The organism is Pseudomonas beijingensis, from assembly GCF_030687295.1.
Taxonomy (GTDB): Bacteria; Pseudomonadota; Gammaproteobacteria; order Pseudomonadales; family Pseudomonadaceae; genus Aquipseudomonas; species Aquipseudomonas beijingensis.
In genome coordinates this window covers 5,286,298-5,308,309 of the sequence record NZ_CP117425.1, presented here as the reverse complement: position 1 = coordinate 5,308,309, position 22,012 = coordinate 5,286,298, and the positions used below count along the sequence as shown (strand labels likewise).

Sequence of the window (22,012 nt, the reverse complement as noted above, 5' to 3'; positions counted from 1 at the left end):
GTCAGTCAAATGCATTTCAACAGACAGAACGCTATCGCAAGCTCGCTCCCACAGGTGGGTGGGGACATCAGCCCAGCTGCGGTCCGAACTCCACCACCGGCATCTGCCGTTTCATCAGCACTTCACCGTTGCGAATCGAGTACAGCGGCAAGCCCTGGCTGCGGATCACTTCGTAGTCGCTGTCCGCCGACAGGATCAGCAGGTTTGCCGGGCGGCCGGGCTCCAGCCCGTAGCGCTCGCCCAGGTTCATGGCCTTGGCGCTGTTGTCGGTGACCAGGTCCAGGGCGCTTTGCAGGTTGCGGTAGCCGAGCATGTGGCAGATATGCAGCCCGGCTTCCAGCACCCGCAGGATGTTGCCGTTGCCCAGCGGGTACCACGGGTCGACGATGGAGTCCTGGCCGAAACACACGTTCATCCCGGCTTCGAGCAGTTCATTGACTCGGGTGACGCCGCGGCGTTTGGGGAAGGTGTCGAAGCGGCCTTGCAGATGAATGCTTTCGGTCGGGCAAGAGACAAAGCTGATGCCCGAATGCCCGAGCAGGCGGAACAGCTTGGCGCAGTAGGCGTTGTCGTAGGAGCCCATGGCCGTGGTGTGGCTGGCGGTGACGCGGGCGCCCATGTCGCGGCTGCGGGCTTCTTCGGCGAGCACTTCGAGAAAGCGCGAATGCGGGTCGTCGGTTTCGTCGCAATGCACATCCACCAGACACCCGGTGCGTTCGGCCAGGTCCATGAGGAATTTCACCGAACTGACGCCCTGGTCGCGGGTGTACTCGAAGTGAGGAATGCCGCCCACCACGTCGGCGCCCATGCGGATCGCTTCTTCCATCAGCTCGCGGCCATTGCGGTAGGACTCGATGCCTTCCTGGGGAAACGCGACGATCTGCATGTCGATCAGGTGGCGACTTTCCTCGCGCACTTGCAGCATCGCCTTGAGGGCCGTGAGTTCGGGGTCGGTCACGTCGACGTGGGTGCGCACATGCTGGATGCCATGGGCGGCAAGGGCCTGGATGGTTTTCTTGGCGCGGGTGCTGGTGTCTTCCTGGGTGATGGTGGCCTTGCGCTCGCCCCAGCACTCGATGCCTTCGAACAGCGTGCCGCTCATGTTCCAGCGCGGTTCGCCGGCGGTGAGGGTCGCGTCCAGGTGGATGTGCGGTTCGACGAAGGGCGGGACCACCAGGTTGCCGCCGGCATCGAGGTCTTCCGGGCCGAGGCTGGGGGCTTCGGTCTGACGGGCGATGTTGGCGATCAGGCCGTTTTCCAGGTGCAGTTCATGCAAGCCTTCACGGTTGCGCAGGCGGGCGTTGATGATGTGCATCGGGCGAATCCTTTAGAGGTCTTGTAGGGGCGCGTCAGCGGTGCGAATACCCATTACGCCGATCAATAGCACATACGTTAGCGCGCCGGCAGCGATTCCTACCAGTGGCGCGACCCACGGCGAATTGAACGCGGCGACCGTGCCGAGCCCATAGGCCAGCAGCCCGGGCCAGTTGAATGCCGGCAACCGGGCTTCGGCCAGGCGTGGATAGCGGCCGCGCCAGCGGAAGAAGAAATCGGCCATGATCACCCCGCCAATGGGGGGGATCACGGTGCCCAGCAGGATCAGGTACGGCACCAGCATGTCGTACATGCCCAGCAGCGCCAGCAACGTGCCGATCACCGCGCCGCAGAGGGTCACGGTCTTGCGTCGGCGGGTGCGCAGCAGGTTGCAACCGGCCACGGCGAAGTTGTAGATGGTGTTGTCCTGGGTACTCCAGATGTTGAGCAGCAGCATCGCCATCGCCGCCATGGCGAAGCCCTGCAGCAGCAACACTTCGACCACGTCCGGTTGTTGATAGACGATGGCCCCGTAGGCGCCGATCAGCACCATCAGGCCGTTGCCCAGGAAGAAGCCAATCAGGCTCGCCAGCACCGCGACCTTCGCCGAGCGGGAGAACCGCGTCCAGTTGGTCGCCTGGGTCGCGCCGCTGACGAAGGTGCCGAACACCAGCGTGATGGCGGTGGACCAATCGAGGCTGCCCGTGGGCACCACCGCCAGCAAGCCGTCGAAGCCGCCGACCTTCACCGTCGCCACCCACATCGACAGCATCAGCAGCAACATCATGGCCGGCACGGCGAGGTACGAGAGGATTTCCAGCCCGCGATAACCGACATAGGCCGTGGCGCAGAACCCCAGGCCGAACAACACCATCAGCCACAGCACCGTGCCCTGGCCCAATTCGAAGTACTTGCCCAGCACCACCGCGGCGGTCGCCGTGCCCCAGGCGTACCAGCCGATCTGGGTGAACCCGAGGATCAAGTCACTGAGCTTGCTGCCCACCTCGCCGAAACAGAAACGCCCCATCAACACCGAATTGAGCCCGCTCTTGAAGGCGATGTAGCCCAGGCCGGCGGCATAGAGGCCCAGTAGCAGGTTGCCGATGACGATGACCGTGAGCATCTCGGCAAAACCGAACGCCACGCCCAGCTTGCCACCGGCAAACATCGTCGCGGTGAAGAAGGTGAAACCCAGCAGCACCATGGCCGTGGAGGCCAGGCCCTTGCGAGCGTGCAGCGGGACTTCGCTCAGGGGGTAGTCATTGCCCGGATCGTTCTGAGTCATGTGGCGGTCCTTGCGGGTGAGGGATGTCGCAAGCGTGCAGCGGCCGTGCCAAACGGGTGATCGCGAGATTATTTATAGACAATCCTGGGGATGGGGTGGGCGAAAGGGGCGAAAGCGGTGCGGCGGTGATTCAAGTTGGAACACAGTTCTCACTGTTCATGATCCGCCCCCTGTGGGAGCGAGCTTGCTCGCGATGGCGGTGTGTCAGTGACATTTATGTGGCTGAACTGACGCTATCGCGAGCAAGCTCGCTCCCACAGGGGATACGGTTTTTTCAGGTCAAAAAGCGCAACACCGCCGCGACGACGGCCTCCGGCGCATCCTCCTGAACCAGGTGTCCGGCGTTCGGCACAGGGTGCAGTTGCGCGCCTGGAATCAGCTGGTGCAAGGCCTGGCCGCGCTCGATGGGGATCCATTGGTCGTCCTCGCCCCACAGTATCTGGGTCGGGCAGCGTACGTTCGGGTACAGGCCTTCGACCTCGCGGGTGTAACGCTCGTCCATCTGCGCGATCTGCCGGTAGAACGCTGCCTGCCCCGGCTCGCCAAGCCACGGCTGCACGTAGGGCGCCAGTTCCGCGTCGGGGATGTCCCGTTTGATCGCGCCGCGAATGTAGGTCGGCACGATCGCCCGCTGAATGTAGTCGGGCAGGCCGCTGAAGGCCGCTTCATGCTGGCGGACATGCTGCACAAAGGGCGAACCCCAGGGCGACAGCGCCACGGGGTCAATCAGGGTCAAGCTGCGGTAGTCCTTGCCGTTGAGCAGGTGCGTGCGCAGGGCCGTGGCGCCACCGAAGTCATGGGCCACCACGTCCGGGCAATCCAGACGCCAATGCGCCAGCAATTGTGCGAGCAGCAGGTTTTGTACGCCGAGGGACACGTCGGCATCGGGTTGCGCGGATTGGCCATACCCCAGCAGGTCGAAGTAGTGCACCCGGTGGGTGGTGAAGAACAGCGGAGCGATCCGGTGCCACACATAGGATGAGAAGGGTGTGCCGTGGACAAACACCAGCGGCGGGCCATCGCCGTGGATGGCGTAGCGGATGGGGTGTCCGTTGAAGTCGTATGTTTGATCCAGCGGCCAGTGGGTCATGCTCGATACTCCCCTGAGAATGGCTCAGGGGACCAAGCATAGGCCAATGCTGACGGGACAGGAAAACCCAATGGCGGCGCTAGATTTTGTGGGAGCAAGGCTTGCCCGCGATGCAGGCGCCTCGGTTCCGAAGAGACCGTGTAATCCTTATCGCGAGCAAGCTTTGCTCCCACAGGTGGGACCCTACAAGCGGGCCCCAAAGGTTTTACTCGCCGTGGTAAATGCAACCGCTGGTGCAAGTCTCGTGGATGCGAATGGCACTGAGCTCTGGCAGCAACGGCTTCAACTCATTCCAGATCCACTTGGCCAACACTTCGCTGGTGGGGTTTTCCAGGCCAGGAATGTCGTTGAGGTAGTTGTGGTCCAGGCGCTCGTAGAGGGGCTTGAAGATCGCCTTGATCTCCGAGAAATCGCGAATCCAGCCGGTGTGCGGATCGATATCGCCGCTCAGGTGGATCGCCACCTTGAACGAGTGGCCGTGAAGGCGGCCGCACTTGTGGCCGTCCGGCACGTGGGGCAGGCGGTGGGCGGATTCGAAGGTAAACTCTTTGAAAATTTCCACAGGTTCGGGCTCTTTAAGGTAGCGGTCGCGAGGCAGGCGGCGGAGTTTATCAGTTTGATAACCGCGTTGCGCGACCGTGCTGACTAAAGGGTCAGCAAACGCTCGCCCAAGCCACCGTTGGCCGTCAGCTCCAGGAACTCGTCACCGAGCCGGCGGCTCTCGTCCATCGCCGTGCGCCAATATTTGCGGCGGCTCGGGTCATCGCCCATGAAGCGCTTGAAGTCGTTACGGTCTGGCAGTTTGCCGTAGGGCAGGCGCGCCAGGTATTCCCGCGACGGTGCCAGTAGCAACACGTCCTGCAGGCGGTCGACATTGCCCCGGCGCCACGGCAGGCCCTTGTCGAACCAGCCGGGAATGACCCGGTCGGTGAAGTGCGGATAGAGCACGATGTCCTCGCCGCTGTACGGCAGGTCGAGGTGGTAGTCCAGCAGACCGCCGTCGCGGAAGGTGCCGGCACCGGCGCCCGGCAGGTCGCGCACGCCTTCCATGACCATCGGGATCGAGCCCGAGGCCAGCAGAGCCTGGCGCAGGTTGCCGGCCGCCAAGGGCACGAAGCGCGACGGAAAGTCATTTAGCGGATGCAGGGGCGGGGCCAGGCGCGGGTCGTGGATGATCAACCGTTCGAAATGCCGTGACAGCCGCGCACGACCCCGCAGGTTGTCGGCGATCACCGACGACAGCCCCAGCCCCAGTCGGCCGCGATGATCCTGGGCGAGCAGGCCGTGGCTCTTGACGACCATGATGTTGAGCCGGTACCGCGGGTTATCGAGGATCGAAGTGTCGCGGCCGTCGAGCAAGTCATCGAGCATGCGTTGCGAGCTCTGGCTGACGCCGGCCATGGTCACGCCTTTGGCGAAGCTTTGTTCGTTGTACAAGGTGCCCAGGCGCCGGATCCCCTCGGCGGCATCCGGCAGGCAGGCGCTGGCGAAGCGCCAGGCCCCCACCGAAGCCCCGATCAGCGAGCGCTCCCGGGGCGCGGCGGGCAGCCATTCACCGAACAGCGCCAGGTCCAGCCCCTGGATGCCCAGGGCCTTGGGGCCACCGGCGGCACCGGGTAGGATGCCAACATCGGCGGCGTTCAGGCCGGCCTGGCGAATGCGCCCGAACGCACGGGGGCCGGCCTTGAGGGTGAGGGCGGGGAACTTGATGTGGATGGCGGTCATACCAGTCTCGAATGCAAACAAGCGGACAATTATAGCGACACAAAACCTTGTGGGAGCGAGCTTGCTCGCGATGGTGGTCTGTCAGTTGATATTGATGTGACTGAGCTGGCGCTATCGCGAGCAAGCTCGCTCCCACATTGATGTGGGTTCAATGATGGCGATTCAGTTTCAGTTAAGTTCATCCCGATACAGTCCCCCCTGTGAAAGATTATAAAAAGGAGACAACCCGTGAACCGCCTGACTGCCTTTTTCATCGCGACCCTCATGGCCCTCGGTACGAGCCTGGCTCACGCACGAGACCTGAGCGCGGACGAAGCCCGCAAACTGCAAGACGCTGGTACCATCCTGTCCTTTGAAAGACTCAATGCCGCTGCCCTGGCCAAACACCCTGGCGCCACCTTGACCGAGACGGAGTTGGAGGAAGAGTACGGCAAGTACATTTATCAGGTGGGCTTGCACGATAAGAAGGGCATTGAGTGGGACGTGGAATTGGACGCCACCAACGGCAAGGTACTCAAGAATCATCAGGATCTGTAATGAAGCTTAATTTATGCGCCCGCAGCCGATGGGCGCTGGCGCTGCTGGTGTTTTGTTCACTGGCCGTGGCCCGGGACCTGGATCAGGACGAGGCCTTGCAACTGCGTCAGCAGGGCGTGATCCTGCCGCTCGAACAGCTTCTGCAACAGGCGCTGGACCGCCACCCCGGCGCCAAGCTGCTGGAAGCCGAGTTGGAGGAGAAACACGGCGTCTATATTTATGAGGTCGAGCTGCTGGACACCGACGGCGTCGTGCGCGAACTGGACCTGGAGGCCAAAACCGGCCGCTTACTCAAAGATAAGGAAGACTGATGCGCCTGCTTCTGGTGGAAGATCACGTGCCCCTGGCCGATGAACTGATGGCCGGGCTTGCTCGCCAGGGCTACGCCGTCGATTGGCTGGCCGATGGTCGCGACGCGGTGTACCAGGGCAGCAGCGAGCCCTACGACCTGATCATTCTCGACCTCGGTCTGCCGGGCGTGCCGGGGCTCGACGTGCTGGCTCAATGGCGCGCCGGCGGCCTGGCCACGCCGGTGCTGATCCTCACCGCCCGCGGGTCCTGGGCCGAGCGCATCGAGGGCCTCAAGGCCGGGGCCGACGACTACCTGACCAAACCCTTTCATCCTGAAGAGCTGCACTTGCGGATCCAGGCGCTGCTGCGCCGCTCCCATGGCCAGGTCAACCAGCCGACGCTCAAGGCCGCCGGGTTGCACTTGGATGAGAGTCGCCAATGCGTGGTCCGCGACGGCACCGACATCCAGCTCACGGCTGCCGAGTTCCGCCTGTTGCGCTATTTCATGCTGCATCCCGAGCAGATCCTTTCCAAAAGCCATCTCGCCGAACACCTGTACGACGGTGAGACCGAGCGCGATTCCAACGTGCTGGAAGTCCACGTCAATCACCTGCGGCGCAAGCTGGGACGCAGCGTGATCGAAACCCGTCGCGGCCAGGGTTACCTGTTCGGCGGGCAGGCGCAGTGAGATCCATCCAGCGGCGCCTGAGCCTGGGCCTGATCGGTGTGATGGTGGTGGTCGGCCTGGTCCTGGCGCAGACCAGTCTGTGGTTGTTCGAGCTGGGCCTGCAGCGTTACCTGGAAGCCGGGCTGCGTAACGACAGCGAGAACCTGCTGGTGGCCCTGGTGCGTGGCCCGCAGGGCTTGCAATTGGATGAGCGCCGCCTGTCGCCGGCCTATCAGCGGCCGTTTTCCGGGCATTATTTCCGCATCGATTTTGCCGACGTGCACTGGCGCTCCCGCTCCCTGTGGGACCAGGAATTGCCCCGGCTCGACCACCCGGGCCTGCACAGCAACCTGCAACTGGGGCCCGAGGGCCAGAAGCTGCTGGTGCTGCGCACCGACTATCGGCGGCTGGGCCAGGCGATTTCCATCAGCGTGGCCCAAGACTACACACCGGTGCGTGACAGCTTCCGCCGGATGCAACAGATCGGCCTCGGGCTCGGGTTGGCGGGGCTGTTGCTGATTCTGTTGCTGCAACGCATCACCGTGCGCCGTGCCTTGCGTCCGCTGGACCGGGCCCGGGAGCAGATCGCTCAGTTGCAGCGCGGACAGCGTTCGCAACTCGACGAACAGGTGCCACGGGAGCTGGAACCGCTGGTGACGCAGATCAACCATCTGCTGGCCCACACCGAAGACAGCCTCAAGCGCTCGCGCAATGCCTTGGGCAACCTCGGCCATGCCTTGAAAACCCCGCTGGCGGTGCTGCAAAGCCTGGCGTCGAACGAGAAGCTCGACCCGAACCCCGAGCTGCGCAAACTGTTGCTCGACCAACTGGAGCAGGTCCGCCAGCGCCTGAACCGTGAACTCAACCGCGCCCGCCTGTCCGGTGATGCCTTGCCCGGTGCGCACCTGGACTGCGACGCCGAACTGCCAGGGTTGCTGGCCACGCTGAACATGATCCACGGCGAACACCTGCACCTGAGCTACGTCGCGCCACCAGGCCTGCACCTGCCCTGGGACCGTGAAGACTTGCTGGAGCTGTTGGGCAACCTGCTGGACAACGCCTGCAAATGGGCCGATGCCGAGGTGCGCCTGACCATGACCGAGACAGCCGAGGGTTTCAGCCTGGCCGTGGAGGACGACGGCCCGGGCATCCCCGCGGACCGCCGCGAGCAGGTGTTCAGTCGGGGTACGCGACTGGATGAACAGACCGATGGACACGGCCTGGGCCTGGGCATCGTGCGGGATATCGTCGACACCTGGGGCGGCCTGCTGGCGTTGGACGACAGTGAGTGGGGTGGGTTGAAGGTCGTGATCGAGTTGCCCAAGCGCTGACAGCCATTCCATGGCACAGCCTCCCTGTGGGCGAGCCTGTGGGAGCAAAGCTTGCTCGCGATAGCATTTTTTTTGGCCAACACAGATGTTGTAGGTGACGACGTCATCGCGAGCAAGCTTTGCTCCCACAAATCCCTCCATACAGGGGGGCAGGACTTGAAAACCCGCTCCACGGCCCTTGCAGCTTGCCGCCGCTTGCTGCAAAGTCGCGACCTTTTTGTCCGGTGGCTTTCCATCGCTGTGCTCTGAGGTAACGATGATAAATGCAGTAATTGCCGCGGTTGGCGTCATGCTGGTGCTCAGCCTGTCCCGCGTGCATGTGGTGATCGCGCTGATTATCGGCGCGCTGGTGGGTGGCCTGACGGGCGGCCTGGGGATCGAGGCGACGCTCAAGGCGTTCAATGCCGGCCTGGGGGGCGGTGCGACGGTGGCGTTGTCCTATGCTTTGCTCGGTGCCTTCGCCGTGGCGATTGCCAAGTCCGGCATGGCCCACGCCCTGGCGGACAAAGCCCTGGCCCTGGTGGATCGCCAGGATGCCGCTGGCGGTACGGGCGTCAAGTGGGTGCTGATCGGCCTGCTGGGGACGGTCGCGGTCGCTTCCCAAAACATCCTGCCGATCCACATCGCCTTCATCCCGCTGCTGGTGCCGCCGCTGCTCTACGTGCTGACCAAGCTGCAACTGGACCGTCGTCTGATCGCCTGCGTCATGACCTTCGGCCTGATCACCCCCTACATGTTCCTGCCGGTGGGTTTCGGCAACATCTTCCTTAATGAAATCCTGCTGGCCAATGTCGCTCGCAGCGGCGTCGACATCAGTGGCATCAATATCACGCATGCCATGGGCATCCCGGCGTTGGGCATGGTGTTTGGCTTGGCGCTGTCGTTTTTTACCTATCGCAAGAAACGCGTTTATGACTTGAAAAAAATTGCCCGGGCCGAGCAAGTGACCGTGCGCTACAACCCCCTGAGCCTGCTGGTGGCCGGGCTGGCGATTGCGGCGGCGTTCGCTGTTCAGTTGTTACTCGATTCAATGATCATCGGTGCCCTGGCCGGTTTCCTGATTTTCTCGCTGTCGGGGGTGGTGCGCTGGCGCGAGACCGACGATCTGTTCACCGAAGGCATGAAGATGATGGCGATGATCGGCTTCATCATGATCGCCGCCTCAGGTTTTGCCGAAGTGATGAAGGCTACCGGTGAAGTCCAGAGCCTGGTGGAAACCTCGGCGGCCTGGATAGGCCACAACAAGGGCATCGGCGCGCTCCTGATGTTGCTGGTGGGGCTGTTGGTGACCATGGGCATCGGCTCGTCGTTTTCCACGGTGCCGATCCTGGCGACGATTTTCGTGCCGCTGTGCCTGCAACTGGGTTTCAGCCCGCTGGCGATCGTCTGCATCGTCGGCACCGCCGGCGCCCTGGGCGACGCCGGCTCGCCCGCCTCGGACTCGACCCTGGGCCCGACCTCCGGCCTGAACATCGACGGCCAGCACCATCACATCTGGGACACCGTGGTCCCGACCTTCATCCACTACAACCTGCCGCTGCTGGCGTTTGGGTGGGTGGCGGCGATGGTGTTGTAATTCGAGACCGAGTCGCCTCAATCGCGAGCAAGCTCGCTCCCACAGGGGATCGGTGTGGACACAAGTGTTGTGGACGCCACCGGGCCCTGTGGGAGCGAGCTTGCTCGCGATGAGGCCCTTGAATTCAGCGACTCTGCCAACTGACCGTTCACCTTGTCCTACAGTTTTGCCGCGCGGTGCCGTTAATACAGCTAACCACGCCATAAAAACCAACAAGAGTGAACAGCATGCGCCTGAGCTTGAAGGCTAAAGTCCTGTCCCTTGCGATACTGCCGGTATTGCTGTCCGCCGTGATCATCAGCCTGACCACGGCCTTCATCTTGAAGGAGCAAGCGAGTAAAGAAGTCCAGGAGACCCGCGAGCGCCTGCTCAGCGAGGCCAAGGCCACGCTGCAGAACTACGTGGCGGTGGGCCTTACCGCCATCAAGCCGCTCTACGATGCCGCCGCGCCTGGCGATAACGAGGCGCGCGCCCAGGCGATCAAGCTGCTGTCGAATATCAGCTATGGCAAGGACGGTTATTTCTTCGGCTACGATTCCGAGACCATTCGTCTGTTCAAGGCCAACAGCCCCGATGGCGTGGGCAAGAGTTTCAAGGACAACCGCGACCCGAACGGTGTCTACGTCAACCGTGACCTGGTGAAAGTCGCCAAGGACGGGACGCATTACCTGGAATACAGTTCGCCGTTGCCCGGCAGCAAGGACTTGGTGCCCAAGCTCGGCTACACCGACTACTTGCCCAAGTGGGATCTGGCGGTCGGTAGCTCGGTCAACCTGGACGGCATCGAAGCCCAAGTGGCGCTGGTGGAAGCCAAGGTCCACGATCGCCTGCAAGGCGTGATCTTGAGCATCGTCGGGATCGCTGCGGTGGTGTTGCTGGTGATCGCGGTGGTAGGCCTGGTGCTCGCCAACACGATCCTGCGTCCCCTGCACCTGATGAAGGACAACCTCGACGACATCGCCGCGGGTGAGGGTGACCTGACCCGTCGGCTGACCATCACCAGCCAGGACGAGCTCGGCCAACTGGCCGGTTCGTTCAACCGCTTCGTCGACAAGATCCACGGCCTGGTGCGGCAGATCACCGACATGACGTCGCAACTGACCGGCCTGGTGACCCAAGTTTCCGAGCAGGCCCAGCGCTCCGAGCAGGCCATGGAGCGTCAGCGCCACGAAACCGATCAGGTCGCCACGGCGATTAACGAAATGTCCTCGGCCGCCCAGGAAGTCGCCCGCAGTGCACAGGGCGCCGCCGTCGCGGCCCAGCAGACCGACGAAGAAGGCCAGTCGGCCAAGCGCGTGGTGGCCGGCAGCATCCAGCAGATTCATGCGCTGGTGAACGATATCCGCAGCAGTGGCGTGTCCCTGGACAGCCTGCAGCAGGACGTGGCTTCGATTGTCAGTGTGCTCGGGGTGATTCGTTCGATCGCCGAGCAGACCAACCTGCTGGCCCTCAACGCCGCCATCGAGGCCGCGCGTGCCGGCGAGGCGGGGCGTGGGTTCGCGGTGGTGGCCGATGAAGTGCGGGCCCTGGCCAGCCGGACCCAGCAGAGCACCCAGGAAATCCAGGGCATGATCGACCGCCTGCAATCCGGCACCCATGCGGCGGTGGAAGCGATGCGCCGTTCCAGCGAGGCCGGTGATGGCACCTCGGAACGGGCCAACGAGGCGGGTGCCTCCCTCGACACCATGGCGCAGTTGATCGGCACCATCAACTCGATGAACGCCCAGATCGCCAGCGCCGCCGAAGAACAGACCGCGGTGGCCGAGGAAATCAACCGCAGCGTGCATCAGATCGCCGTGGCCGTGGACAGCGTCGCCGACGAAACCCAACTCGGCGCCCAGACCTCCCGCAGCCTGGCCGACCTGGGACAGCGCCTGGGTCAACTGGTGGGGCAGTTCCGGATCTGATTCCGGCGCAGCAGGAGCTGCCGAAGGCTGCGATCTTTCGCTCTCGATCCAGATGTTTTCGCCTGGGCTACCAGGCCCTATCGGAAGCGGAGGATCGCAGCCTTCGGCAGTTTCTGTCGGGCTCAACAGGCACAAACACAACCAAACCCTGTGGGAGCGAGCTTGCTCGCGATGGCGGTGTGTCAGTCAAATGAGTATTAGCTGATCCGGCGCCATCGCGAGCAAGCTCGCTCCCACAGTTGTTTGGTGGTGCCTGCATGATCGGATCAGTGTCAGAGCTAAGGTTCGCGCACATCCCGCATCAACAACCCAAACCGCAAATCCACCGCATCCGGGATCGGCACGTACACCACATGCCCATCCCCCGGTGCCACGTCGATGCCCTGGCCTTTGATGTCCTGCAACTGGTGCAGGTCGAAGTGGAAGTTGCCCTTGGGGGTCATCAGTTCCATGTGATCGCCCAGGCCGAAGCGGTTCTTCACCCGCACTTCGGCCAGGCGTTCGCGCCGTTCGCCGGTCAGTTCGCCGACGAACTGCTGGCGCTCCGAGACCGAGCTGCCGGTCTGGTAGTTCTGATATTCATCATGCACATGGCGCCTTAGAAAACCTTCGGTGTAGCCGCGCTGGGCCAGGGACTCCAGGTCGGTCATCAGGCTGCGATCGAATGCCCGACCGGCCACCGCGTCATCGATGGCCCGGCGATACACCTGGGTGGTGCGTGCGCAATAAAAGTGCGACTTGGTCCGGCCTTCGATCTTCAGCGAATGCACACCCATGCGCGCCAGGCGCTCGACGTGTTGCACGGCCCGCAGGTCCTTGGCATTCATGATGTAGGTGCCGTGCTCGTCCTCGAAGGCCGGCATGGACGCTTCCGGGCGGTTGGCTTCCTGGAGCAGAAACACCTGGTCGGTGGGCGCGCCGAGGCCCAGCGTCGGCTCCGGCTGATAGGTCTGCACAATGTCGCCCACGACGTTTTCCACCGCCGGTTGCGCCGAATACTTCCAGCGGCAGGCATTGGTGCAACTGCCCTGGTTGGCATCACGCTTGTTCATATAACCCGAGAGCAAGCAGCGCCCGGAGTACGCCATGCACAGCGCCCCGTGGACGAACACTTCCAGCTCCATGGCCGGCACCTGCTCGCGGATCTCGGCGATTTCCTCCAGGGACAGTTCCCGGGACAGGATGATCCGGCTCAAACCCTGCTGCTGCCAGAACTCGACGCTCGCCCAGTTCACCGTATTGGCCTGCACCGACAGGTGAATCGGCATCTGTGGAAAATGCCGGCGAACCAGCATGATCAACCCCCGGGTCGGACATGATCAGCGCATCCGGCGCCATGGCGATCACCGGTTCTAGGTCTTTGAGGAAGGTCCGCAGCTTGGCGTTGTGCGGGGCAATGTTCACCACCACGTAGAAACGCTTGCCCATGGCCTGGGCCTCGGCAATGCCCAAGGCCAGATTCCCGTGGTCGAATTCGTTGTTGCGCACCCGCAGGCTGTAGCGCGGTTGGCCGGCGTATACCGCATCGGCACCGTAGGCGAAGGCATAGCGCATGTTTTTCAGGGTGCCGGCGGGCGCCAGCAGTTCGGGGGCGGCGAGGGTCATGGTGGGGTCAGGTCGCAAAAAGTGCCGAGGGTACGCCAGGGCCGGCCAGGCCTTATTGACCTGAATCAATGCACAGCACAAACGTGAAGGCACTCCGGCGAGTCCTGGCGGACTAATGTGTATCCCGCCTTTGGACATGGAAAGCTGATGAATCGAAAGATGCTGCAAAACAAAAGCCCAGATGTTGCTCCTGGTGCTGGTCACGGTCGCCTTCATCTGGATTCTGCTGCCATTTTACGGTGCGGTGTTCTGGGCGGTGATCCTGGGCATCGTCTTTGCGCCGATGCAGCGCCGCCTGCAGTTGAAGTTCGGCTGGCACCGCAATGTCACCTCGTTGTTCACGTTGAGTATCTGTGTGGTCAGCGCGATCTTGCCGGTGATCATCATCAGTACGTTGCTGGTCCAGGAAGGCGCGGCGCTGTACAAGAGCCTGGAAAGCGGTGAGCTGGACATTGCCGATTACCTGGCCCGCTTCAAGGATGCCTTGCCGCCGTACTTCCAGCATCTGCTGGACCGCTTCGGCCTGGGCAACCTGAACGGCTTGCGCGACAAGATCGTCAAGAGCGCGATGCAGGGCAGCGAGTTCTTCGCCACCCAGGCCTTCAGTTTTGGCCAGGGCACGTTCCAGTTCCTGGTCAGCTTCTTCGTGATGATCTATCTGCTGTTCTTCTTTCTGCGCGACGGTGCGGAACTGGTGCGCAAAGTGCGCACGGCGATTCCCTTGGGGGAACACCAAAAACGCCGCCTGCAGTTGAAGTTCAATCGAGTGGTGCGGGCCACGGTGAAAGGCAACCTGCTGGTTGCCATCAGCCAAGGGGCGCTGGGTGGGCTGATCTTCTGGATCCTGGGGATTCCGACGGTGCTGCCCTGGGCGGTGCTGATGGCGTTCCTGTCGTTGTTGCCAGCGGTGGGGGCGGGCCTCGTCTGGGCGCCGGTGGCGGTGTATTTCCTGCTCTCGGGGGCGATCTGGCAGGGCGTGGTGCTGACGCTGTTCGGGGTGTTCGTGATCGGCCTGGTGGACAATTTCCTGCGGCCGATCCTGGTGGGCAAGGACACCAAGATGCCCGACTACATGGTGCTGGTCTCGACGCTGGGCGGACTGGCGGTGTTCGGGCTGAACGGCTTCGTGATCGGGCCGCTGATCGCCGCGCTGTTCATGTCCTGTTGGGCCTTGTTCGTCGAAAGCACGCCGCGTGTGCAGTTGCCCTAGGCACTCAATAGGTAGGGGCCGATACGTTGCGACAGTGCTTGGGCGGCGGGCAGTGAAGTCAGCGGGCCGCTGATGGTCACGCCGTCCTGCACCAGGTACCAGCAGGCCAGCAGTCCGAGCTCCCGGAGTGGGGCGGGGACGGCGCTGCCAATGACAGACATGATTTGAACCTTGGGCATGGGAAACCTCCATCAATCGATGGGGTTACCTTACGGCTCAGGGGGAAGGACGGAAAATCAACTGGCTCAATAGTAGGAATCGATGCCGCTCAATCGACGACCAGATCGAGCATGTGCACCACTTCCTGCTCGTTGAGCAGGCCCTTGCGCACCAGGTTTTCCGCCAGCAGGGAAAGGAACTTGGCGCTGCGGTGGCCTTCCAGCTGCTTGAGTTCGGTCAGTACGTTGTACACCTTGCTGGAAGTGCACAGGCCGACAATGCGATGGGGGTTTTGTGTAGGCATAGCTTCGTCCTTGTTGTTATGAAGCTGTTGTTGGCGGACAGTGCCAGTTTGCGGCCCTGTCATGACGCTCATGTGACAGCTTGGTGGTCGGAAAAAGAAAGCAGGATCCGGACCATATTGCCTTTTTGGCGCCGGATTATTGTTCCGGCAGCGACATCGGCCAGGCTTATATGGCCATTCACCTGTTTTTTTCCACAAAAAAAGCCCCTGGATCTTTCGATTCAGGGGCTTTTTTGTATTGCTGTCTGGCTCCACGACCTGGACTCGAACCAGGGACCCAGTGATTAACAGTCACTTGCTCTACCAACTGAGCTATCGCGGAATGGCGCGTATGTTACTGATTGGAAAAGAGAAGTCAAGCGTCTATTGCCGGACGGCGTATTCCTGATGCCCATTGACGGTCAATCAACGATTGGCAGTTACCGCAAGGACAGGAGAGGGCTACCATGGTTGCCCGGAAGTGGCAGGACGCACTGCCGGCCATTCGCCGACATTGAGGTACGTGCCATGAACCACCTGTTACCGCTTCACACAGCTCGTTGCGCCGAGGTGTGCCTGTGAGCACCGCCCAGATCAGTTTACCCAAGGGTGTGGGGCCTCACGCCGAGAAGCTGTACGACGCCATCATCCAGGCCAGCACCGCCGAGGAGCTGAACCGCGCCGGCGGCAAGGCCGAGGGGTTTGTCCTGGGGCTGGAAAGCACCAAGGCGATCAAGAGCCAAGTGGCCGAGTCGTTGTATGTCATCTATGACGATGCGGCGAGTCAGCGGGCGACGGAGCTTTAGCCTGATTTGAATAGGAGTGTCAGGCCAGACGCCTTTGTGGCGAGGGGATTTATCCCCGCTGGGCTGCGAAGCAGACCCAAGACAGTCAACTCACTCGGCCTGACATACCGGGTGGTCTGGTTTAGGGCCGCTTCGCGCCCCAGCGGGGATAAATCCCCTCGCCACAGGTTGGGGGGGCTACCGGCCCTGATAGGCACACTCAAAAAAAACGGGAAGCCCAATGGCTTCCCGTTTTTCATCCAGTGCCGAAAGCGTCAAATCACTTGAACGATGGCCTTGGTCACCGCATCGATGTTGTTCTGGTTCAGCGCGGCCACGCAGATGCGGCCGGTGTCCAGGGCATAGATGCCGAACTCGTTGCGCAGGCGCGTCACTTGCTCAACGGTCAGGCCGGAGTAGGAGAACATCCCGCTCTGGCGGGCGACAAAGCTGAAGTCGTGCTGCGGGGCGGCCTTGGCCAGCATGTCGGCCATCTGGTCGCGCATGCCGCGAATGCGCAGGCGCATCTCGGCCAGTTCGGCTTCCCACTGGGCCCGCAGCTCCGGGCTGTTGAGCACGGCGGCGACGATGCTGGCGCCGTGGGTCGGCGGGTTGGAGTAGTTGGTGCGGATCACGCGCTTGACCTGGGACAGCACGCGGGCACTTTCTTCTTTCGATTCGCTGACGATCGACAGGGCGCCGACGCGCTCGCCGTACAGCGAGAACGACTTGGAGAACGAGCTGGAGGCAAAGAAGGTCAGCCCCGACTCGGCGAACAGGCGCACGGCCGCCGCGTCTTCGTCGATACCTTCGCCAAAGCCCTGGTAGGCCATGTCCAGGAACGGCACGTGGTTCTTGGCCTTGACCACGGCCAGCACGTTTTTCCAGTCTTCCGGGCTCAGGTCCACGCCGGTCGGGTTGTGGCAGCAGGCGTGCAGCACAACGATCGAGCGGTCGGGCAGGGCGTTGAGGTCTTCCAGCAGGCCGCTGCGGTTCACGTCGTGGGTGGCGGCGTCGTAGTAGCGGTAGTTCTGCACCGGGAAGCCGGCGGTTTCGAACAGGGCGCGGTGGTTTTCCCAGCTTGGGTCGCTGATGGCGACGACGGCGTCAGGCAGCAGTTGCTTGAGGAAGTCGGCACCGATCTTCAGTGCGCCAGTGCCGCCCACGGCCTGGGTGGTGATGACGCGACCGGAGGTGATCAGCGGCGAATCCTTGCCGAACAGCAGGGTCTGCACAGCCTGGTCGTAGGCGGCAATGCCGTCGATCGGCAGGTAACCACGGGAAACGTGCTGAGCCACGCGAGCCGTCTCGGCTTCGACAACGGCGCGCAAGAGTGGAATGCGCCCCTCCTCGTTGCAGTAAACACCTACACCCAGGTTGACCTTATTGGTACGGGTGTCGGCGTTGAAAGCTTCGTTGAGGCCCAGGATAGGATCGCGGGGTGCCAATTCGACAGCGGAAAACAGGCTCATTAGTGCGCGGCTCTGAATGGAGAATGAGGGGACGTGTGACGCTCCAGCCGAATGCACTAGAGCGGTGCACAAACGGGGAGCTAGTATAGAGGCCATCACCCGGCACGGCGACAGGCGATTCGGTTTTTACGCTAAGTTTTTACGATTTTTTTCGACCGTTAGTCCTCTCGCAGCGTCAAAGTCTTCAAGGCGTGTAGGACGTTCGTCTTGAAAGCGAAGGCATTCACCTCCACATTGTGTGCATCCCAGCTTTTTCCTCGGGCGACATCAGTCGTTTCGGTCTTTCTCGTTCCTGTCGGCTGCCCGACAGGGGTGAATCCAGAGGTTATGTCATGTCTGAATTCCAGCTAGTCACCCGCTTCCAGCCCGCCGGCGATCAGCCGGAAGCCATCCGCCTGATGGTCGAAGGCATCGAGGCCGGGCTGGCGCACCAGACGTTGCTCGGTGTGACCGGCTCGGGCAAGACCTTCAGCATTGCCAACGTGATCGCCCAGATTCAGCGCCCGACCCTGGTACTGGCGCCGAACAAGACCCTGGCGGCGCAGCTGTACGGTGAGTTCAAGGCGTTTTTCCCGAACAACGCCGTGGAGTACTTCGTTTCCTACTACGACTACTATCAGCCCGAGGCCTACGTGCCGTCGTCGGACACCTTCATCGAGAAGGATGCCTCGATCAACGACCACATCGAACAGATGCGCCTGTCGGCGACCAAGGCGTTGCTCGAGCGTAAGGACGCGATCATTGTCACCACGGTGTCGTGCATCTATGGCTTGGGCAGCCCGGAAACCTACCTGAAGATGGTGCTGCACGTGGACCGCGGCGACAAACTCGACCAGCGCGCCTTGCTGCGTCGCCTGGCGGACTTGCAGTACACCCGCAACGACATGGACTTCGCCCGGGCGACGTTCCGGGTGCGCGGCGATGTGATCGACATCTACCCCGCGGAATCGGACCTGGAAGCGATCCGCATCGAGCTGTTCGACGATGAAGTGGAGAGCATTTCGGCGTTCGACCCGCTGACCGGTGAAGTGATCCGCAAGTTGCCGCGCTTCACCTTCTACCCCAAGAGCCACTACGTGACGCCCCGGGAAACCCTGCTGGACGCCATCGAAGGGATCAAGGTCGAGTTGCAGGAGCGCCTGGAATACCTGCGTTCGAACAACAAACTGGTGGAAGCCCAGCGCCTGGAGCAACGGACCCGGTTCGACCTGGAGATGATCCTGGAGCTGGGCTACTGCAACGGCATCGAAAACTACTCGCGCTACCTGTCGGGTCGCCCGGCGGGGGCGCCGCCGCCGACCTTGTATGACTATTTGCCGGCCGATGCCTTGCTGGTGATTGACGAATCCCACGTCAGCGTGCCCCAGGTCGGCGCCATGTACAAAGGCGACCGTTCGCGCAAGGAAACCCTGGTGGAATACGGTTTCCGCCTGCCCTCGGCGCTGGATAACCGGCCAATGCGCTTCGACGAATGGGAAAGCGTCAGCCCGCAGACGATTTTTGTCTCGGCCACCCCCGGCAACTACGAAGCCGAACATGCCGGCCGGGTGGTCGAGCAAGTGGTACGCCCGACCGGGCTGGTGGACCCGCAAGTCGAGGTGCGTCCGGCGTTGACCCAGGTCGATGACCTGCTCTCGGAAATCAGCAAGCGCGTGGCGGTGGAGGAGCGGGTGCTGGTCACCACGCTGACCAAGCGCATGGCCGAAGATCTCACCGATTACCTGGCCGATCATGGCGTGCGGGTGCGTTACCTGCACTCGGACATCGACACGGTGGAGCGGGTCGAGATCATCCGCGACCTGCGCCTGGGCACCTTCGATGTGCTGGTGGGCATCAACCTGCTGCGCGAAGGCCTGGACATGCCGGAAGTGTCGCTGGTGGCGATTCTCGACGCCGACAAGGAAGGTTTCCTGCGTTCCGAGCGCTCGTTGATCCAGACCATCGGTCGCGCGGCGCGTAACCTCAACGGCCGGGCGATTCTGTATGCCGATCGCATCACCGGCTCCATGGAGCGGGCCATCGGCGAGACCGAGCGTCGTCGCGACAAGCAGATCGCCTTCAACCTGGCCAACGGCATCACCCCCAAGGGCGTGTTCAAGGACGTCGCCGACATCATGGAAGGCGCCACCGTGCCCGGCTCGCGCAGCAAGAAGCGCAAGGGCATGGCCAAGGCCGCCGAAGAGAGCGCCCGCTACGAGGCCGAACTGCGCTCGCCGAGCGAAATCACCAAGCGTATCCGGCAACTGGAAGAGAAAATGTACCAGCTGGCCCGGGACCTGGAGTTCGAGGCTGCGGCGCAGTTGCGTGATGAGATTGGCAAGTTGCGCGAGCGGTTGCTGGCTGTCTGAGGTTTTGTGGTGGTTTTGAGGGCCTCATCGCGAGCAAGCTCGCTCCCACACTGGATCTACGGCGTTCACAAAACCCCTGTGGGAGCGAGCTTGCTCGCGATGGGCGCGACTCGGTCGACGACTGGCCACACAAATCCCGCTCTCACTGGAGCCCGCCCGCCATCGCCTGTTACCATTCGCCCCCTGTTTGATCTTTGCTTTTATATTCTTTCCGAGACATGCCATGACCACCGTCCGCACCCGCATCGCGCCTTCGCCCACTGGCGATCCCCATGTCGGCACCGCTTACATCGCTTTGTTCAACTATTGCTTTGCCAAGCAGCATGGCGGCGAGTTCATCCTGCGGATCGAGGACACCGACCAGTTGCGTTCGACCCGCGAGTCCGAACAGCAAATCTTCGATGCCCTGCGCTGGTTGGGGATCGACTGGAGCGAAGGCCCGGACGTCGGCGGCCCGCACGGTCCGTACCGCCAGAGTGAGCGCGGCGATATCTACCAGCAGTATTGCCAGCAACTGGTGGACATGGGGCATGCGTTCCCATGTTTCTGCACCGCCGAAGAGCTGGACCAGATGCGCGCCGAGCAAATGGCTCGCGGTGAAACCCCGCGCTACGATGGCCGGGCGCTGCTGCTGTCCAAGGAAGAAGTCGCCCGTCGCCTGGCCGCTGGCGAGCCCCATGTGATCCGCATGAAAGTGCCGAGCGAAGGCGTCTGCGTGGTGCCGGACATGCTGCGTGGCGATGTCGAGATCCCGTGGGATCGCATGGACATGCAAGTCCTGATGAAGACCGACGGCTTGCCGACGTACTTCCTGGCCAACGTGGTCGATGATCACCTAATGGGCATCACACACGTCTTGCGCGGCGAAGAATGGCTGCCGTCGGCGCCGAAACTGATCCTGCTCTACGAATACTTCGGCTGGGAACAACCGCAGCTGTGCTACATGCCGCTGCTGCGTAACCCGGACAAGAGCAAGCTGTCCAAGCGCAAGAACCCGACCTCGGTGACGTTCTACGAGCGCATGGGCTTCATGCCCGAGGCGATGCTCAACTACCTGGGGCGCATGGGCTGGTCGATGCCGGACGAGCGTGAGAAGTTCTCGCTGCAGGAAATGGTCGAGCACTTCGATCTGTCACGCGTCTCCCTGGGTGGGCCGATCTTCGACATCGAGAAGTTGTCGTGGCTCAACGGCCAGTGGCTGCGGGACCTGCCGGTGGAGGAGTTCGCCGCTCGTGTGCAGAAGTGGGCGTTGAACCCTGAGTACATGATGAAGATCGCTCCCCACGTGCAGGGCAGGGTAGAGACCTTCAGCCAGATCGCCCCGCTGGCCGGCTTCTTCTTTGCCGGTGGCGTGACGCCGGACGCGAAGCTGTTCGAATCCAAGAAGCTCTCCGGCGACCAGGTGCGCCAGTTGATGCAACTGATCCTGTGGAAGCTCGAAAGCCTGCGTCAGTGGGAGAAGGACAGCATCACCGCGACCATCCAGGCCGTGGTCGAGTCCCTGGAGCTGAAATTGCGCGATGCCATGCCGCTGATGTTCGCCGCCATTACCGGTCAGGCCAGCTCGGTGTCGGTGCTCGATGCGATGGAAATCCTCGGGCCGGACCTGACCCGTTTCCGCCTGCGCCAGGCCATCGATCTGCTCGGTGGCGTGTCGAAGAAGGAGAACAAGGAGTGGGAAAAACTGCTGGGCGCGATCGCGTAAGCGTTCGATGAGGCAGGGCATACCCCGGTTTTCCGGGGTTTGTCGGTAAGTGATTGTTATCCCGGCAAAAAATTTTTAGATTTGTTGAAAATAAATTTGACAGCCCTCCGATACGCCCTTAAGATTCGCCCCGTCCTCAGCGATGAGGGGCTATAGCTCAGCTGGGAGAGCGCTTGCATGGCATGCAAGAGGTCGACGGTTCGATCCCGTCTAGCTCCACCAATTTACACTTCAAGGCCTGGCCACACCGGTCTTGAAGCGATCAACACTCAGCGTTGATCAGTTGTATAGAAGGGTTTGCGTCCCCTTCGTCTAGTGGCCTAGGACACCGCCCTTTCACGGCGGTAACAGGGGTTCGAGTCCCCTAGGGGACGCCAGTTTTACAGAAGCGATGTTGCAAGACGTCGCTCCGCCGCGAGGCGAAAAATCCGGGGCTATAGCTCAGCTGGGAGAGCGCTTGCATGGCATGCAAGAGGTCGACGGTTCGATCCCGTCTAGCTCCACCAATTACAGGTTCAAGGTTTGGCCACACCGGCTTTGAATCGATCAGTTCTCAGCACTGATCAAGTTAGAAGGTTTGTGTCCCCTTCGTCTAGTGGCCTAGGACACCGCCCTTTCACGGCGGTAACAGGGGTTCGAGTCCCCTAGGGGACGCCACGATTACCCGCTCTGCGGGATTTTATAAGGGTCATTCAATTCTTGAATGGCCCTTTTGTTTGTCT

18 protein-coding genes, 5 tRNA genes and 1 pseudogene are annotated in these 22,012 nt (G+C 62.1%); 14 read left to right on the top strand and 10 right to left on the bottom strand.

Translation table 11 applies throughout. From position 1 onward, the window contains the following. Positions 1-67: 67 nt before the first annotated feature. The 5 genes from codA to PSH84_RS23680 all read right to left on the bottom strand — a co-directional run bounded on the left by codA (position 68) and on the right by PSH84_RS23680 (position 5,414). Positions 68-1,315, bottom strand: coding sequence for a cytosine deaminase (gene codA / locus PSH84_RS23700; protein ID WP_122569519.1), 1,248 nt, complete (start codon positions 1,313-1,315; stop codon positions 68-70). A 12-nt stretch (positions 1,316-1,327) separates the two neighbouring features. Continuing rightward, on the bottom strand, positions 1,328-2,599 hold the full coding sequence (codB, locus tag PSH84_RS23695; RefSeq protein ID WP_122569520.1) for a cytosine permease: 1,272 nt from the start codon (positions 2,597-2,599) through the stop codon (positions 1,328-1,330). A gap of 274 nt (positions 2,600-2,873) precedes the next feature. Then, positions 2,874-3,689, bottom strand: coding sequence for an alpha/beta fold hydrolase (locus tag PSH84_RS23690; RefSeq protein ID WP_305481890.1), 816 nt, complete (start codon positions 3,687-3,689; stop codon positions 2,874-2,876). Between the two features lie 205 nt (positions 3,690-3,894). Then, on the bottom strand, positions 3,895-4,251 hold the full coding sequence (queD, locus tag PSH84_RS23685; protein ID WP_003203918.1) for a 6-carboxytetrahydropterin synthase QueD: 357 nt from the start codon (positions 4,249-4,251) through the stop codon (positions 3,895-3,897). Between the two features lie 83 nt (positions 4,252-4,334). Further along, positions 4,335-5,414: a patatin-like phospholipase family protein gene (locus tag PSH84_RS23680; protein ID WP_122569522.1), complete on the bottom strand. Its 1,080-nt coding sequence runs from the start codon at positions 5,412-5,414 to the stop codon at positions 4,335-4,337. 228 nt (positions 5,415-5,642) lie between these two features. Here PSH84_RS23680 and PSH84_RS23675 point away from each other — a divergent pair, with 228 nt between their 5' ends. The 6 genes from PSH84_RS23675 to ctpM all read left to right on the top strand — a co-directional run bounded on the left by PSH84_RS23675 (position 5,643) and on the right by ctpM (position 11,723). Then, positions 5,643-5,951, top strand: a complete 309-nt coding sequence (locus tag PSH84_RS23675) for a PepSY domain-containing protein (RefSeq protein ID WP_205929687.1) — start codon at positions 5,643-5,645, stop codon at positions 5,949-5,951. Beyond that, positions 5,951-6,262 carry a PepSY domain-containing protein gene (locus tag PSH84_RS23670; protein WP_122569523.1) on the top strand — a complete coding sequence of 104 codons (312 nt, stop codon included), beginning with the start codon at positions 5,951-5,953 and terminating at the stop codon, positions 6,260-6,262. Before PSH84_RS23675 ends, PSH84_RS23670 begins: the two co-directional genes overlap by 1 nt. After that, complete coding sequence (locus PSH84_RS23665) at positions 6,262-6,930, top strand: response regulator transcription factor (RefSeq protein WP_053123507.1); 669 nt, start codon at positions 6,262-6,264, stop codon at positions 6,928-6,930. The genes PSH84_RS23670 and PSH84_RS23665 overlap by 1 nt, the downstream gene beginning before the upstream one ends. Then, the gene (locus tag PSH84_RS23660) at positions 6,927-8,240 is read left to right on the top strand and encodes a sensor histidine kinase (RefSeq protein ID WP_122569524.1); all 1,314 of its coding nucleotides are present in this window, start codon (positions 6,927-6,929) and stop codon (positions 8,238-8,240) included. The genes PSH84_RS23665 and PSH84_RS23660 overlap by 4 nt, the downstream gene beginning before the upstream one ends. A gap of 259 nt (positions 8,241-8,499) precedes the next feature. After that, entirely contained in the window at positions 8,500-9,816 is a 1,317-nt protein-coding gene (locus PSH84_RS23655) for a Na+/H+ antiporter family protein (protein WP_163006918.1), read from the top strand. 227 nt (positions 9,817-10,043) lie between these two features. Next, positions 10,044-11,723: a methyl-accepting chemotaxis protein CtpM gene (gene ctpM, locus PSH84_RS29150; RefSeq protein WP_122569526.1), complete on the top strand. Its 1,680-nt coding sequence runs from the start codon at positions 10,044-10,046 to the stop codon at positions 11,721-11,723. A gap of 278 nt (positions 11,724-12,001) precedes the next feature. Here ctpM and trhP read toward each other — a convergent pair. After that, positions 12,002-13,328: pseudogene (gene trhP, locus PSH84_RS23645) on the bottom strand (prephenate-dependent tRNA uridine(34) hydroxylase TrhP). 181 nt (positions 13,329-13,509) lie between these two features. Here trhP and PSH84_RS23640 point away from each other — a divergent pair. Next, a complete protein-coding gene (locus PSH84_RS23640; RefSeq protein ID WP_305481889.1) occupies positions 13,510-14,538 on the top strand; it encodes an AI-2E family transporter in 1,029 nt (342 codons plus the stop codon). Here PSH84_RS23640 and PSH84_RS23635 read toward each other — a convergent pair. The 3 genes from PSH84_RS23635 to PSH84_RS23625 form a co-directional block, all read right to left on the bottom strand. Next, positions 14,535-14,717 carry a hypothetical protein gene (locus tag PSH84_RS23635; RefSeq protein WP_003203898.1) on the bottom strand — a complete coding sequence of 61 codons (183 nt, stop codon included), beginning with the start codon at positions 14,715-14,717 and terminating at the stop codon, positions 14,535-14,537. The genes PSH84_RS23640 and PSH84_RS23635 overlap by 4 nt on opposite strands. 89 nt (positions 14,718-14,806) lie before the next feature. Further along, positions 14,807-15,001 carry a hypothetical protein gene (locus PSH84_RS23630; RefSeq protein ID WP_003203896.1) on the bottom strand — a complete coding sequence of 65 codons (195 nt, stop codon included), beginning with the start codon at positions 14,999-15,001 and terminating at the stop codon, positions 14,807-14,809. Between the two features lie 246 nt (positions 15,002-15,247). Further along, positions 15,248-15,323, bottom strand: a tRNA-Asn gene (locus PSH84_RS23625). A gap of 235 nt (positions 15,324-15,558) precedes the next feature. Between PSH84_RS23625 and PSH84_RS23620 the strand changes: the two genes are divergently transcribed. Beyond that, positions 15,559-15,786, top strand: a complete 228-nt coding sequence (locus tag PSH84_RS23620) for a hypothetical protein (protein WP_305481888.1) — start codon at positions 15,559-15,561, stop codon at positions 15,784-15,786. Positions 15,787-16,040: 254 nt separating this feature from the next. Here the strand turns inward: PSH84_RS23620 and PSH84_RS23615 are convergent, their stop codons facing one another. Continuing rightward, positions 16,041-17,237, bottom strand: a complete 1,197-nt coding sequence (locus PSH84_RS23615) for an amino acid aminotransferase (protein ID WP_305481887.1) — start codon at positions 17,235-17,237, stop codon at positions 16,041-16,043. A gap of 332 nt (positions 17,238-17,569) precedes the next feature. Between PSH84_RS23615 and uvrB the strand changes: the two genes are divergently transcribed. The 6 genes from uvrB to PSH84_RS23585 all read left to right on the top strand — a co-directional run bounded on the left by uvrB (position 17,570) and on the right by PSH84_RS23585 (position 21,947). Further along, positions 17,570-19,585 (top strand): excinuclease ABC subunit UvrB, encoded by a 2,016-nt coding sequence (gene uvrB, locus PSH84_RS23610; RefSeq protein ID WP_122565118.1) that lies wholly within the window; start codon positions 17,570-17,572, stop codon positions 19,583-19,585. 223 nt (positions 19,586-19,808) lie between these two features. After that, positions 19,809-21,290, top strand: a complete 1,482-nt coding sequence (gene gltX, locus PSH84_RS23605) for a glutamate--tRNA ligase (RefSeq protein WP_305467729.1) — start codon at positions 19,809-19,811, stop codon at positions 21,288-21,290. Between the two features lie 146 nt (positions 21,291-21,436). Then, positions 21,437-21,512 (top strand) — tRNA-Ala (locus PSH84_RS23600). 79 nt (positions 21,513-21,591) lie between these two features. Continuing rightward, positions 21,592-21,667: transfer RNA gene (locus PSH84_RS23595), tRNA-Glu, on the top strand. A gap of 53 nt (positions 21,668-21,720) precedes the next feature. Next, positions 21,721-21,796, top strand: a tRNA-Ala gene (locus PSH84_RS23590). Positions 21,797-21,871: 75 nt separating this feature from the next. Continuing rightward, positions 21,872-21,947: transfer RNA gene (locus tag PSH84_RS23585), tRNA-Glu, on the top strand. Positions 21,948-22,012: the final 65 nt, after the last annotated feature.

What these genes read in the sequence shown, in the direction of transcription:
- PSH84_RS23615 (WP_305481887.1), bottom strand. Translation starts at nt 17,237, where the DNA reads ATGAGCCTGTTTTCCGCTGTCGAATTGGCACCCCGCGATCCTATCCTG.
- PSH84_RS23665 (WP_053123507.1), top strand. Translation starts at nt 6,262, where the DNA reads ATGCGCCTGCTTCTGGTGGAAGATCACGTGCCCCTGGCCGATGAACTG.
- ctpM (WP_122569526.1), top strand. Translation starts at nt 10,044, where the DNA reads ATGCGCCTGAGCTTGAAGGCTAAAGTCCTGTCCCTTGCGATACTGCCG.
- PSH84_RS23670 (WP_122569523.1), top strand. Translation starts at nt 5,951, where the DNA reads ATGAAGCTTAATTTATGCGCCCGCAGCCGATGGGCGCTGGCGCTGCTG.
- PSH84_RS23635 (WP_003203898.1), bottom strand. Translation starts at nt 14,717, where the DNA reads ATGCCCAAGGTTCAAATCATGTCTGTCATTGGCAGCGCCGTCCCCGCC.
- PSH84_RS23680 (WP_122569522.1), bottom strand. Translation starts at nt 5,414, where the DNA reads ATGACCGCCATCCACATCAAGTTCCCCGCCCTCACCCTCAAGGCCGGC.
- codA (WP_122569519.1), bottom strand. Translation starts at nt 1,315, where the DNA reads ATGCACATCATCAACGCCCGCCTGCGCAACCGTGAAGGCTTGCATGAA.
- gltX (WP_305467729.1), top strand. Translation starts at nt 19,809, where the DNA reads ATGACCACCGTCCGCACCCGCATCGCGCCTTCGCCCACTGGCGATCCC.
- PSH84_RS23690 (WP_305481890.1), bottom strand. Translation starts at nt 3,689, where the DNA reads ATGACCCACTGGCCGCTGGATCAAACATACGACTTCAACGGACACCCC.
- codB (WP_122569520.1), bottom strand. Translation starts at nt 2,599, where the DNA reads ATGACTCAGAACGATCCGGGCAATGACTACCCCCTGAGCGAAGTCCCG.
- PSH84_RS23640 (WP_305481889.1), top strand. Translation starts at nt 13,510, where the DNA reads ATGTTGCTCCTGGTGCTGGTCACGGTCGCCTTCATCTGGATTCTGCTG.
- uvrB (WP_122565118.1), top strand. Translation starts at nt 17,570, where the DNA reads ATGTCTGAATTCCAGCTAGTCACCCGCTTCCAGCCCGCCGGCGATCAG.
- PSH84_RS23630 (WP_003203896.1), bottom strand. Translation starts at nt 15,001, where the DNA reads ATGCCTACACAAAACCCCCATCGCATTGTCGGCCTGTGCACTTCCAGC.